The organism is Haloimpatiens lingqiaonensis (assembly GCF_901447495.1).
In the GTDB taxonomy this organism is placed as follows: domain Bacteria; phylum Bacillota; class Clostridia; order Clostridiales; family Clostridiaceae; genus Haloimpatiens; species Haloimpatiens lingqiaonensis.
Window position 1 is genome coordinate 39930 of record NZ_CABDWS010000011.1, and the last position, 12827, is coordinate 52756.

At 30.6% G+C, this 12827-nt stretch carries 13 protein-coding genes and 1 riboswitch; of the genes, 1 reads left to right on the top strand and 12 read right to left on the bottom strand.

Features of this window, described 5'->3' with window-relative positions; translation table 11 throughout:
• Nucleotides 1-99 precede the first annotated feature (99 nt).
• The 9 genes from FGK85_RS03750 to groES form a co-directional block, all read right to left on the bottom strand.
• Nucleotides 100-1110 carry a DUF7309 domain-containing protein gene (locus tag FGK85_RS03750; protein WP_138203854.1) on the bottom strand — a complete coding sequence of 337 codons (1011 nt, stop codon included), beginning with the start codon at nt 1108-1110 and terminating at the stop codon, nt 100-102.
• A gap of 87 nt (nt 1111-1197) precedes the next feature.
• Nucleotides 1198-1773, bottom strand: a complete 576-nt coding sequence (locus FGK85_RS03755; RefSeq protein WP_138203856.1) for a hypothetical protein — start codon at nt 1771-1773, stop codon at nt 1198-1200.
• Nucleotides 1763-2545 carry an ImmA/IrrE family metallo-endopeptidase gene (locus tag FGK85_RS03760; RefSeq protein ID WP_207670515.1) on the bottom strand — a complete coding sequence of 261 codons (783 nt, stop codon included), beginning with the start codon at nt 2543-2545 and terminating at the stop codon, nt 1763-1765. Before FGK85_RS03760 ends, FGK85_RS03755 begins: the two co-directional genes overlap by 11 nt.
• Nucleotides 2542-2889 (bottom strand): helix-turn-helix domain-containing protein, encoded by a 348-nt coding sequence (locus FGK85_RS03765; RefSeq protein ID WP_138203858.1) that lies wholly within the window; start codon nt 2887-2889, stop codon nt 2542-2544. The genes FGK85_RS03760 and FGK85_RS03765 overlap by 4 nt, the downstream gene beginning before the upstream one ends.
• A gap of 149 nt (nt 2890-3038) precedes the next feature.
• On the bottom strand, nt 3039-3473 hold the full coding sequence (locus FGK85_RS03770) for a phage integrase SAM-like domain-containing protein (protein ID WP_138203860.1): 435 nt from the start codon (nt 3471-3473) through the stop codon (nt 3039-3041).
• Between the two features lie 121 nt (nt 3474-3594).
• Nucleotides 3595-5127 (bottom strand): glutamine-hydrolyzing GMP synthase, encoded by a 1533-nt coding sequence (guaA, locus tag FGK85_RS03775; RefSeq protein ID WP_138203862.1) that lies wholly within the window; start codon nt 5125-5127, stop codon nt 3595-3597.
• A 13-nt stretch (nt 5128-5140) separates the two neighbouring features.
• Entirely contained in the window at nt 5141-6595 is a 1455-nt protein-coding gene (guaB, locus tag FGK85_RS03780; protein ID WP_138203864.1) for an IMP dehydrogenase, read from the bottom strand.
• A 292-nt stretch (nt 6596-6887) separates the two neighbouring features.
• A riboswitch (purine riboswitch) is annotated at nt 6888-6985 on the bottom strand.
• Between the two features lie 382 nt (nt 6986-7367).
• Nucleotides 7368-8996 carry a chaperonin GroEL gene (gene groL / locus FGK85_RS03785; protein WP_138203866.1) on the bottom strand — a complete coding sequence of 543 codons (1629 nt, stop codon included), beginning with the start codon at nt 8994-8996 and terminating at the stop codon, nt 7368-7370.
• A 51-nt stretch (nt 8997-9047) separates the two neighbouring features.
• Nucleotides 9048-9332 carry a co-chaperone GroES gene (gene groES / locus FGK85_RS03790; protein ID WP_138203868.1) on the bottom strand — a complete coding sequence of 95 codons (285 nt, stop codon included), beginning with the start codon at nt 9330-9332 and terminating at the stop codon, nt 9048-9050.
• A 350-nt stretch (nt 9333-9682) separates the two neighbouring features.
• On the opposite strand from groES, the gene FGK85_RS03795 reads away from it, so the two are divergent.
• Nucleotides 9683-10309 (top strand): TIGR01906 family membrane protein, encoded by a 627-nt coding sequence (locus tag FGK85_RS03795; RefSeq protein ID WP_171011320.1) that lies wholly within the window; start codon nt 9683-9685, stop codon nt 10307-10309.
• On the opposite strand, the gene FGK85_RS03800 is transcribed toward FGK85_RS03795, so the two are convergent.
• The 3 genes from FGK85_RS03800 to FGK85_RS03810 form a co-directional block, all read right to left on the bottom strand.
• Nucleotides 10306-11022, bottom strand: a complete 717-nt coding sequence (locus FGK85_RS03800) for a TVP38/TMEM64 family protein (RefSeq protein ID WP_243122795.1) — start codon at nt 11020-11022, stop codon at nt 10306-10308. The genes FGK85_RS03795 and FGK85_RS03800 overlap by 4 nt on opposite strands.
• A gap of 23 nt (nt 11023-11045) precedes the next feature.
• Nucleotides 11046-11924 carry a DNA-3-methyladenine glycosylase family protein gene (locus FGK85_RS03805; protein WP_138203874.1) on the bottom strand — a complete coding sequence of 293 codons (879 nt, stop codon included), beginning with the start codon at nt 11922-11924 and terminating at the stop codon, nt 11046-11048.
• A 361-nt stretch (nt 11925-12285) separates the two neighbouring features.
• The coding region (locus FGK85_RS03810) for a transposase (protein ID WP_243122785.1) at nt 12286-12827 on the bottom strand (542 nt) is incomplete at its 5' end.

Here is a 12827-nt window from a genome sequence, read left to right on the forward strand (position 1 = left end):
TATGGGCTTACCATCCCTTTAAGTAAGTGTAAAAAAATACAATTCCAGTGAAAATAAAATTTGAGATGATTTAGGTATTTGAAAGTTAATAGAATCATTTTAGAATCGCATATATTCATAAAAAGATTCTACAAACTCATCTATTGCTTGTAATTGCCCTGATTGAATAATATCTATTCCCACTTGTTTGCATAGATCAAGTAGAATACTGAACATATAAGTATCTCTAACTATTATTTGTTTTGGCTTTTCTCTTTCGAGGATATAATTTATTATAGTTCCAAATACAATATTAACTTCATCATCTTCTGGTGTTACCATAACTTGTGATAGTAGCATCCCACTTCTTTTATCTACTAAAATACATAATCTTGGAATAAGTGGTTTATCATAACTCCTGTCATTTATAGTTGAGTTTAAGTATGCTATATCCAATTCTAATATAGAATTATTTGATGATTGCTTTTTTAATCTCTTTATTAGTAATTGATCTTCTAATGATGGTACTGGATATTGAACTTTTGGCATAAATACAGGCATTTCGTAGTTTATCCATAAGTTACTTTGTTCATCAAATCTACGCATTAAAGTTTTTCCATTCTCAAAATCAATCTTTAGACCTTTATGCAATGCTTCTATTGCCATATATAAGTGCTTTAGAATATCTGTAAGTTCTAATACCTGATTTCTGTCTGGCATATATGGAGCATAGCCTGTTTCAAATACTCTAAAGTATATCCAATTATTTTTTCCTCTAAATTTTAACCCTAATTCTTTTATTATGTTTAGCTCTTTTTTTGTTAATTCGTCTCTATTACCAAAATTACACATGATATTATTCTGATAACGTATTAATTGATGTGATGGAACATCATGGCTATTTGCCATTACAAAAAAATTATGTATCGCATTAACACCTATATAAGCCCCTATTCCATAGCATTCTCCACCTCTGCCCATACTACTACATATACAAGGTTCTTCTTTTCCATATGGTAATATAGTTATTAAATCCATATCCCATAACTCTTCCCAAGGCTTCATTTCCTTAAGCCTTATGGAAATGTCATATAAATCTTTCCATTCTTCTAAAGTTGCTTCAATTCTCATAATAAATATCTCCAGTCTAAAATTATGTACTAGCATTAAATTAATCACTAGTACCTTCATATTTTTTATTCTATAATTCTAAAAGTATTATATAACATTATGATTTTGTGAATTACAATCCATTCTTTTAACAACTTCATCAAAATTATAAGGAGGCAATCTTCTTTTCCTACGCTTCATATCATTCCATATCGCATTACCTTCGGTAATTGTTATCTTTCCTTCCTTATAGTAACTATACAAAATGGTATCAGTCATTATATATGGAGGTTGCCCACCTTTAACATAAGGTAAAATATCTGCTAAATTATTGCTTGCCAATGTACCACCCAAAGACTTCGCCAATACTATAGCTGCTGCTTCTCCCTTTCCAATAGCTTGAGGATTATCCATTCGGGTGAGTTCAGCATAATCAATAGCCTCTGTGCTTAAAGCACTAATGGGTTGTAATATATATTCTCCACTATCTATCTTATGTTTTAAGTCATTGTATACATAATTAAATCTTGCACTTGACTCTAACATTTTCAATTCGTCAAGTACAACCTCAGGTATAATAATTTCACTTTTAGGGAATATAAACTCAATGATATCTAATCTTTTGATCCATAAAAAAGAGGATATGCAATCATTATCGAATACTACTGGCAACTTAAATTGCATAATGCTCCTCTTTTTCTCCTTCATCTATATCTCCAAAAAGTATCTCTTCATATCCCCCACGTAAAAGCAATTCCTCATACTTACCTACAGTTATTAGCTTAGCTTCTAATAGTTCTTCTGCAAGTTCTGCATAATTTGAATATATAACAAGACCTCTATCAGCCGTGTTTTTATATAATTTCGCATCATATCCTAATTTAGTAGCTTTAGATATAATTGAATATTTAAATTCTTCCTCTTCTCCTCTAGTTATATATCCCATTGATTTTAATCTATATAACATCAATGAATGACTTACCATAAAATAATTTTCCAGATAAATTAAGTCTCTTATATTTAACCTTCTATTACCATTGTCGGTTCTCTCATTTATATATATTCTTAGAGTATCGTCTGGCATCAAAAAATATGATGCAAAAATATTTGCTTCAATTTCATTTTCATAGCCTTCATCATATTTATTAATAGGGCATAACTTTGAATTCATACCTTTATCATACTTTAAGTGATAATATTCATGAGCTGCGGTAAAAAGCTGATGCCCATAGCTTCGGTTACTGTTAATTATTATTATACCAATATCATTCTTCCTCATAAAAAGTCCTGATATTTCTCCATCAAGAGGCGTCATAATAATTGATATATTTTCTCTATCCTTTAAAATTTTCAAGATATCTACTGCATCCATGCTTCCAATACCTAATTCATTACGGCTTTTCATTGCTCTAGTGACAGCAATATTCTCTAAAGACGAACTCATATTACCAATCACTTCCTTCCTCTTATTTGATTCATAAAGCATAAGTTTTCTAGAAATGCTTTACTCCAAGCAATTACTTCTAGATCCTTATCATTTAATTCTTCTCCTCTAAATGCAATTTCAGTATCTGGTTCTTTAAACTCTGAATCTTCCAAAAAGTAATTCAAACTATATCCATATAGTACAGATAACTTCTCTAAAAGAGTAATATTAATCTCTCTCTTACCAGTTTCAAAATAAGACAATTGGGACTTATTCACTCCAATTAAATTCTCAACTTGTGCTTGTGTAAGACCAGACTTTGTTCTTGCATCCTTGAGCTTTTCTCCTATTCTTTCAAGAGTTACTCTAGACACAATAATCCCTCCATTCAATATTAACTTATATGTTAATTTATATAATATATATATTCAAATTATAACACATTTGTTATTAACATATACGCTTTTAATCTAAATTTAACAAATTATTTTAAATAAAAAAAAGGAAAAGCTAAATCCCTTCCTTATAAATTAACTTTAATATACAAGAATTTAATTCTTCTTGTGTATAAATTTCTTTTATAACTTCTTGTTCTTTTACTGATGGAATTAAAAATCCTTCTAGGATATAACCTTTTTTTCATTCCAAACTTTATTATTGGACTAATATTACTTAGATAACTATTAATCGTTATACCATTCGTTATTTTTTTTACCTCTTTGATGTAAACAATATAGTTCTCTAAGGTAGTCAATGTTATTTCATCACAATAAATATCTTCTCCTAAAAATTCTGTGAAATATTTACTATGATAATGATAACTTGTTAAAGTTTGTTCATCTCTGACTTTTATTTCCAACTGTTGCACAAATTCATTGTATAATTCACTATATTTTTTTCTTTGATTATTAAGTTTTTTCCCGAATTGTCGAGTGCCTACGACTTCTCCACGCTTCATTTCTAAAACACCTTCTTTTTTAGCACAAAAAACATAAAAAAGTGCTTACAATTTACTCATTTTAAAAGTAAATCATAAACACTTTTTATATCATCTAAGTATTGATTTTACTGGGTTTCCGTTATTCCCATTCTATCGTTGCAGGTGGTTTTGAAGTTACATCATAAACAATTCTGTTTACTCCTTTAACTTCGTTAACTATCCTACGGGAAACTAGGTCTAAAATTTCATATGGGATTCTAGCCCAGTCTGAAGTCATAGCATCAGAGGAAGTTACTGCTCTTAGGGCTATAGTGTGGCAATAAGTTCTTTCGTCTCCCATAACTCCAACGGATTGGATGTTTGGAAGGCATGCAAAGTATTGCCATATAGCCTCATCTAAACCAGCATTAGCTATTTCTTCTCTGAAAATTGCATCTGCCTCTCTAACTATTTCTAGTTTATCCTCTGTAATCTCTCCTAAAACTCTTATAGCAAGACCTGGGCCTGGGAATGGCTGTCTCCATACTAATTTATGTGGAATGCCTAACTCTTCTCCTACGGCTCTTACTTCGTCTTTAAATAGCTCTCTTAAAGGTTCTATTAATTCAAATTGCATATCTTCTGGAAGTCCACCTACATTGTGATGGCTTTTTATTGTAGCAGAAGTTTTTGTTCCACTTTCTACTACGTCTGGGTAAATAGTTCCCTGTACTAGGAAATCTATTTCTCCAAGCTTATTAGCCTCTTCTTCAAATACTCTTATGAATTCTTCTCCTATTATTTTTCTCTTCTTTTCAGGATCAGAAACTCCTTTTAGTTTTCCTAGGAATCTATCTTGAGCATTTACACGAATTAAATTCATGTCAAATTGCTTTTTAAATATTGATTCTACTTGATCTCCCTCGTCTTTTCTAAGAAGACCGTGGTCTACAAATATACAAGTTAATTGCTTTCCTATAGCTTTATGCACAAGTACTGCTGCCACTGATGAATCTACGCCACCAGAAAGAGCACATATAACTTTTTTATCTCCAACTACTTCTTTTATTTTGCTTATTTGTTCTTCTGCAAAAGAAGACATAGACCAATCGCCTTTTAAATTACAAACGTTAAATAAGAAATTATGAAGCATTTGTTTTCCAAATAAAGTGTGTTCTACTTCTGGGTGGAACTGTACTCCATATAATTTTTTTTCTTCATTAGCCATAGCTGCACAAGGACATTCTTTTGTAGTAGCTATAACTTTGAAGCCTTGAGGTGTTTTAGAAATATAATCTGTGTGACTCATCCAGCATTGATCTTTTTCCTTTACACCCTGAAATAATAAATTATCATTTTCTATATCTAATTCTGTTTTTCCATATTCTCTCTTGTCAGGGCTTGTAACTTCTCCGCCTAAGCTGTAAGCCATAAGCTGATCACCATAGCATATGCCAAGTATTGGAACTGCTAATTGGAATATTTCTTTATCCACTCTAGGAGCACCCTCTGCATATACACTGTTTGGTCCACCTGTGAATATTATTCCCTTAGGGTCTTTTTCTTTTATCTTTTCTATAGAGTAATCATAAGGAATTATTTCACAATAAACTCCATTTTCTCTTACTCTTCTAGCTATTAATTGATTATATTGTCCGCCAAAATCTACAACTAATACTAATTCTCTCTTCATAAGTGACCTCCAATTATCTATTTACACTATAGTTTGGTGCTTCTTTTGTCATATTAATATCATGTGGATGACTTTCTCTTAAACCTGAAGATGTTTGAACTACAAATCTTGCAGTTTTATATAAATCTTCTAGAGTCTTAGCTCCCAGATATCCCATACCTGAACGAATTCCTCCAAGCATTTGGAATATAGTTTCAGATACATATCCTTTATATGGAACTCTTCCTTCTATTCCTTCTGGAACTAGCTTCTTGCTATCCTCTTGGAAATATCTATCTTTACTTCCACATTGCATTGCTGCCATGGAACCCATTCCTCTATAAACCTTATAACTTCTTCCTTGGTATATTTCAGTTTCTCCTGGAGATTCTTCACAACCTGCAAACATAGATCCCATCATACATATTTTAGCTCCTGCTGCAAGGGCTTTAACCACGTCTCCAGAGTATTTTAATCCACCATCGGCGATTATAGGTACATTGTACTTATTAGCTTCTTCTACACAGTCCATTACTGCTGTAAGTTGAGGAACTCCTACTCCAGCTACTACTCTTGTAGTACATATAGATCCTGGTCCTATACCAACTTTTATACAATCTGCTCCAGCTTCTATTAAATCTTTAACTGCTTCTGCTGTAGCCACATTACCAGCTATTATTTGTAGTTCTGGATATTTAGCTTTTATAGTTTTTACTGCCTCTAAAACTCCCTTAGAATGTCCATGAGCTGTATCTAAAGTTATAACATCTACACTAGCTTTAACTAGGGCATCTACTCTAACCATCATGTCTTTAGTAACTCCTACTGCAGCACCACATAAAAGTCTTCCTCTAGAATCCTTAGCTGCGTTAGGGAATTTTTTAACTTTTTCTATATCTTTAATAGTGATAAGTCCCACTAAATTATTTTCTTCATCTACTAATGGAAGTTTTTCTATCTTATGTTTTTTTAGTATATCTTTAGCTTCCTCTACTGTAGTTCCTTCTGGAGCTGTTATAAGATTTTCTTTAGTCATAACTTGTGATATTTTTTTAGAATAATCATTTTCAAATAGTATGTCCCTATTAGTTATTATTCCTTGAAGTTTTCCGTCAACTGTAATAGGCACTCCTGATATTCTATATTGACTCATTAAAGATAGGGCATCTTCTATAGTATTATCTGGTGATAAAGAGAATGGATCAGATATTACGCCATTTTCCTGTCTTTTTACTCTGTCCACTTCATATGCTTGTCTTTCTATGCTCATATTCTTATGTATTATTCCTATGCCACCTTCTCTTGCCATAGCAATAGCCATTTTAGATTCTGTAACAGTATCCATACCTGCACTCATAAGAGGAATATTTAGTTTTATAGTTTTTGTTAAATTTGTGTTTAAACTAACTTCCTTCGGTAAAACCTCAGATTTGTTTGGCATCAATAAAACGTCATCAAAAGTATATCCTGTCTTTAATATAATTGCCACTTTGCACACACCCTTTCATAATTTATATTCACTCATAATATTTAACAATTCATAAACAGAGCTCTTAGCTTCAGATGGAGTTATTACTCCAACTGAAGGTTAGAGATCTTTATCCAGGGACGTAGCTGCCGTTATCTCCCACTTTATTAGAAGTGGGAGTGTTACGGCAGATAGTCATCGGATAAAATTACGCTTACATTTATAATAGCCAAAATGATATAGTTTTATATGCCTATAATAAAAAAAAGCATACTACATCACTTTAAAAGGTACGAGTGAAAATAGTATGCTTTCGCCTACCATAATCACTCATAGTCGGGAATTTACGGCTCCCGGTAGAAACTCCTTACCATATTCAAGGGATATATGAGCGAGTATTTATCTTTTTTACACGATTCTTAAAAACTTATTATTAACATTCTATTTAAAAATAATCTATTTGTCAACAACTAATTAAAATAAAATTGCATGTTTTTATTTTTTTGCATGTAAAATTGCAAATTTGCAATGTTTTATGAAATATTAATATCAATTACAATACTAAAAATAAAAACTAGAGCATCCCCCCTGATGGAATGACTCTAGTTTTTATATTCAATAACTATGTTCAACTATGCAAACAAGTTAATTTTTTACCACAATTCTATGAAAGCTTTTCCCGAGCAAAGCGAAGAAAATCTTTCTCACCTAGCCCACTAGCCAACTGACCCTCTAGCACACTGTTTTGGCCCTCTAGCACACTATAGACATAAATTACTTGTAATTTATGCTATTAGTACATTCCGTCCATGCCCATTCCTGCTCCTGGCATTGCTGGTGCTGGATTCTTTTCTGGTATATCTGCTACTGCTGCTTCTGTTGTTAAGAATGTAGATGCTACTGAAGCGGCATTTTGAAGTGCTGATCTAGTAACCTTAGTTGGGTCAACTATACCTTTTTTCATCATATCTACATACTCACCATTTAAAGCATCAAATCCTATGTTTGCTTGGCTCTCTTTAACTTTTTCTATTATTACTGAACCTTCAACTCCAGCGTTAGTAGCTATTTGTCTTACTGGTTCCTCAAGAGCTCTTCTTATAATGTTAATACCAATTTGAATATCTTGTACTTTGTCTTCTAATTTAGACACTTCTGGTATTACATCAACATAAGCTGTTCCACCACCTGGAACTATACCTTCTTCTACAGCTGCTTTTGTAGCTGCTAGAGCATCTTCTATTCTTAATTTTCTTTCTTTTAATTCTGTTTCAGTAGCTGCACCAACTTTAATTACAGCAACTCCGCCTGCAAGTTTTGCAAGTCTTTCTTGAAGTTTTTCTCTGTCAAAGTCAGAAGTAGTTTCTTCTATTTGTCTTCTTATTTGTGCTACTCTTTCATGAATTTCTTCTTTATTTCCTCTTCCATTAACTACTGTAGTGTTTTCTTTAGTTATCTTAACACTTTCAGCTGTTCCAAGCATATCTAAAGTAACATCTTTTAGATCTCTTCCTAATTCTTCTGAAATAACTGTACCACCTGTTAGTATAGCTATATCTTGAAGCATTTCTTTTCTTCTATCTCCAAAACCTGGTGCTTTTACAGCAACACAAGTAAATGTTCCTCTTAATTTATTTACAACTAATGTAGCTAAAGCTTCACCTTCTACATCTTCAGCTATTATTAATAATTTTTTACCTTGTTGTACTATTTGCTCAAGTACTGGAAGTATTTCTTGTATGTTTGATATCTTCTTATCTGTAATTAAGATATATACATCATCTAATGCTGCTTCCATTTTTTCTGTGTCAGTTACCATGTATGGGCTTAAATATCCTCTATCAAATTGCATACCTTCAACTACATCTAATTCAGTAAGCATTGATTTAGATTCCTCTATAGTAATAACACCTTCATTGCCTACTTTTTCCATAGCATCTGCTATTAATTTTCCTATTTCTTCATCAGCTGCTGATATAGCTGCAACTCTAGCTATGTCTTCTTTTCCATCTATAGGTTTAGATATTTTCTTTATTTCTTCTACAGCTTTGTCTACAGCTATTCTTATACCGTTTCTTATAAGAATTGGATTAGCTCCAGCTGTTACATTTTTCAATCCTTCTCTTATGATTGCTTGTGCAAGAAGTGTAGCTGTAGTAGTTCCGTCTCCTGCTACATCATTAGTTTTAGTAGCAACTTCTTTAACAAGTTGAGCTCCCATATTTTCGTATGGATCTTCTAATTCTATTTCTCTTGCAATAGTAACACCATCATTTGTTATAAGTGGTGAACCAAATTTTTTATCTAATACAACATTTCTCCCCTTAGGTCCTAATGTAACTTTTACAGTGTTAGCTAATTTATCAACACCAGCTTGCATAGCTCTTCTAGCTTCTTCACCAAATGTAATACTCTTTGCCATTGTAATTCCCTCCTAATACGTTGTTTTATTTTTCTACCACATTAATGTTTACTATTCAACTACTGCTAATATATCTTCTTGTTTTAATATAGTGTACTCTTCTCCCTCGAATTTAACTTCGTTTCCTGAGTATTTTGAGAAGATTACCTTGTCTCCTACTTTTACTTCCATTTCAATTTTTTGTCCATCTTTATACATTCCTGGACCTACTGCCACAACTTCCGCCATTTGTGGTTTTTCTTGTGCTGAGCCTGGTAGCACTATTCCGCTTTTTGTAGTTTCTTCTGCTTCTAATCTTTTAATAACAACTCTGTCACCAAGTGGTCTAATATTCATTTAAACCCCTCCTTATTATATTTAAACATATTATTTATCTTTTTACTGTTAGCACTCGGTAATATTGAGTGCTAATACAATTATTATGATAGTTAATGAGGTTAATATTATCAAGTCTCGTAAACTTGGCAAAATTGGCATTTTATTGAGCATAAACGGTTTTATAGCTATATAATTATACTTTTCATATTTTTTCTTCTTATATCTCTTTTATACAATAATTAGTATTTTTTATACCTTACAATTATATGCAATTTTAGATTTTTAATGTACTTTAAGTATATTTTATTGTATTATTTAAATAATATAATATGAAATTGTATATAGTAGCTTATGGAGGTGACCTTATATTGAAAAATATTTATAAAATTATAGTTTCTATTTTAATGTGTGCTATTATAATTTTATGGTCTATATTATTCACCATAAAATTTAAACATATATATTATTTTTCTATTGATAAATTTAAAATTCATTCAGATTCTTCTTTAGAAAAATACGAAATAAAAAATAACTATAATTATCTAATAGATTATTTAACTTCTAATAATACTAGTGAATTTAAATTACCAACACTTTCCTCTTCTCCAGAAGGAACACATCATTTTATAGAAGTAAAAAATATATTTTATTTCATAAAGACTGCTTTTTATGTATGCTATTTCAGTTTCATATGTATATCTCTATTTTTATTATCAAAGGGCATAAGAATATTAAAGGAAGCCCTAAAGCTTTCTTCTATATTCCTTTTAAGCCTTATAGGAAGCATATGTTTTTCCTTTATAAATTTTCAAAAGAGCTTTGATATTTTCCACAATATTATGTTTAAAAACGATTATTGGATGTTTTATCCGGAGAAAGATCCAATTATCAACATACTTCCAGAAGGTTTCTTTGCTTTATGCTTTTTTTTCATATTACTATTGATATTCATAAATTCGATAATAATGCTTATTTTTAGCAGAAATTCTAACTAATTTTCCTTTTTTCTTGATATTCCTTTTAGTATACTTTTACCTTTAACAGTGCTTATAATAACTATTATCGCCACTAATACAGTTATGATTAAAATAGAACTTAATTCTCCCACTTCAATCCTATTGCCAAAATAAGTGGATAGAAATATTGCCGGAACTCTTCCAATGGTAGAAAATATTATAAAATCCTTAAATGACACATTTGCTATACCACAAATATAAGCAAGGGCATCTTTAGGAACCCCTGGTATTAGATACAAAAAAAATATAACCTTTACATGACTACTGGCATCTAACACCTTATGAAAAAGCTTAAATTTATCCTTTGATACCATCTTTTGCACCATGTCTCTGCCTAAATACCTAGATATATAGTATACCATAAAGCTTCCAATTAATATTCCTAATATGGAAAGCACACCACCTAGTGCAGTTCCGTATATGTACCCCCCTGCAATTTGTATTATTTCTCCCGGTATAAAGAAAACCACTACCTGAATTATTTGCAAAATCAAAAAAACTAATATGCTATAATTACCATAGCTGAGTATAGCTTTCTTTATTTTAATAGGATCCTTTAAAATATAAAAATACTTATAATATTCATAAGTTATATATGAGAATATAAATAGAAATACTAAGGATACCGTTATCTTCTTATATTTTATTAAGAAATCTAAAATTTTTTTAAAGTTTTTATTTATCTTTCTCATAGTATCTCCAACCTTCATAAAAACTATATATCTATTTTATTTTCCCTTGCGTAGTAAAATAAATATTGCTGAGCAAACCCAGAAAATTCTTGGAATTTTTCTCTTGCAAATTCTCTTATTTTTTTCAAGGATACATCTGGAGCTAAATAAAAATAGTGCATTGCCCTTTTTACCCAAACATCTACAGGAAATGCCGAATATTTTTGCATTGAAAATAACATTACACAATCCCCTACTTTAGGTCCTACACCAGAAAACTTTTGAATTTCCTCATGACACTTATCATCATTTAGTTTTTTTATTTCCTCTAAATTCATATCACCTTTATACAACTTTTCAACTGTATCTACAATATACTTTGCCCTAAAACCAACTCCACACTCTTCTAATTCTTCTATATTAGCTTCATGAAGTTTTTCTATGGTAGGAAAAGTATAATACTTTTCTCCCTTGTACTCTATTTTTTCTCCATATTTTTTGCTTATATTATTTATTGCTCTCTTAATCATAGGTATTCTATTATTAGCAGATATTATAAAAGAAATAAGTATTTCGAAAGGCTCTTGCTTTAATATTCTAATACCTTCTCCAAATTCTACCGCTTTTTCTAAAGTTGGATCCTTTTTTAGAATATCTTTTATAGTTCCATAATCCCTATACAAATCAAAGTACTCTGCCCAAATATCTTTAAATTCCCTCTCATCAGTATTATATATTATAATATCTTCTCCATTTTTTTCTATCTCAATTACCTTGCCCATGGCCACTCCTATATAGTTTCCATTTTCCTGCTGGCTCCATCTAAAACACTGTCCGCAATCAAAAACATCAGCAAGTTCAAAATTTCTAACATTTTTTATAATTATTTTATCATTTAATTCTTCTACATATTGAAAATCCATCTCTCCACCCCTTTATACCTTCTTAAATCAACTTTCTCATATAATTTTTAATTTTCACATTAAATTAAGTAACTGTTTAATTTTACATTTTAATAGTTATTTAAAGAGTTTTATCATTAATTGATCAACATAATTATATATATTTATTATACCAATTTAAGCTTACTTCATGCAAATTCTATACCATAAATACAGAGATTTAGCACCTAAATTCCAGTAAAAATTTTATTTTTACTGGAATTGTATCTTTTTACACTTACTTAAAGGGCTGGTAAGCCCGCAGACCGTTAGGTCGCAAAAATAATTACACTATCCCCTACCCCAAGAAATCTTTAAAATCAATTTCCAGTTTTATATTTGATTAAGTTTTTACAAATAGTGGGTTATGCCAACCATTTTCTATAATAAATCTTTCATCTCTTATATCTTCAATAACATCTATTTGGAGCATATATTTCTTTCTAAAATTTCTTATACACCTAAAAAAATATAATTGCATTAGATTAAATGCTATTATTATAAACATTAATACTGTTTCTATGCCCGTAGGGCTATGAAGAAAACAATGATTCAAATGCCATTCTGTTTTTAACTGATGAAAAGCATTATTTTCAATGTCCCACCTTTTATGCATTATTTCCCATAAAGTTTCTACCGACGTTAATTTATCCGTCGTTATAATCCATGACTCTTTAATTTCCATTTTATCTCCATTATATATTTCTTCTATAAACTTTATAAACCTTACTTTTATTTCTGAATCAGCCATTTCAAAATTATCTTCATCCCAAGCTTTTATCTTTAAATAATTTTTATTTTTTTTATTAACTATCCATTCTTTATCTGCCTCACGGCACTTAAATAAAGCTAGTGCATCTTTTACAATATGAAGTCGTTCATCTT

Bases quoted from the DNA above. Each gene is read 5' to 3' on its own strand.
- FGK85_RS03755 (WP_138203856.1), bottom strand. From the start codon at position 1,773: ATGCAATTTAAGTTGCCAGTAGTATTCGATAATGATTGCATATCCTCT.
- FGK85_RS03805 (WP_138203874.1), bottom strand. From the start codon at position 11,924: ATGGATTTTCAATATGTAGAAGAATTAAATGATAAAATAATTATAAAA.
- FGK85_RS03800 (WP_243122795.1), bottom strand. From the start codon at position 11,022: ATGAGAAAGATAAATAAAAACTTTAAAAAAATTTTAGATTTCTTAATA.
- FGK85_RS03770 (WP_138203860.1), bottom strand. From the start codon at position 3,473: ATGAAGCGTGGAGAAGTCGTAGGCACTCGACAATTCGGGAAAAAACTT.
- guaA (WP_138203862.1), bottom strand. From the start codon at position 5,127: ATGAAGAGAGAATTAGTATTAGTTGTAGATTTTGGCGGACAATATAAT.
- groL (WP_138203866.1), bottom strand. From the start codon at position 8,996: ATGGCAAAGAGTATTACATTTGGTGAAGAAGCTAGAAGAGCTATGCAA.
- groES (WP_138203868.1), bottom strand. From the start codon at position 9,332: ATGAATATTAGACCACTTGGTGACAGAGTTGTTATTAAAAGATTAGAA.
- FGK85_RS03750 (WP_138203854.1), bottom strand. From the start codon at position 1,110: ATGAGAATTGAAGCAACTTTAGAAGAATGGAAAGATTTATATGACATT.